The sequence below is a fragment of the Paracoccus sp. S4493 genome (genome assembly GCF_000967735.1).
Taxonomy (GTDB): Bacteria; Pseudomonadota; Alphaproteobacteria; order Rhodobacterales; family Rhodobacteraceae; genus Paracoccus; species Paracoccus marcusii.
The window spans coordinates 1-302 of record NZ_JXYF01000154.1 but is presented as its reverse complement, the minus strand read 5'-3'; the positions used below and the strand labels follow the sequence as shown (position 1 = coordinate 302).

General features: G+C 63.6%; 1 protein-coding gene. It reads left to right on the top strand.

All coding sequences use genetic code 11. The features are described from left to right. The coding region (locus TW83_RS15490) for an IS5/IS1182 family transposase (protein ID WP_045983679.1) at positions 1–302 on the top strand (302 nt) is incomplete at both ends.

Genomic DNA, 302 nt, shown 5'->3' with positions numbered 1-302 from the left:
GACAGCACCGGGATCAAGTTTCTCGGCGATGGAGAATGGCTGGCGCACAAGCATGGCACCCACCGCAAGCGCCAGTATCGCAAGGTCCACCTGGCAATGGATACAGACACCGGCGACATTCGGGCGGTGGAGTTCACTTCCAGCCGCGAAGGCGACGGTCCTGAGCTATCTGACCTTCTGAAGCAGATTCCGCCGGAGGGGCTGGTCGGCACCGTGACCGGCGACGGTGCCTTCGACACCCGGCGATGCCACACCGCAATCGTGGACCGTGGCGGCACGGCCATCATCCCGATCCGGAAGAA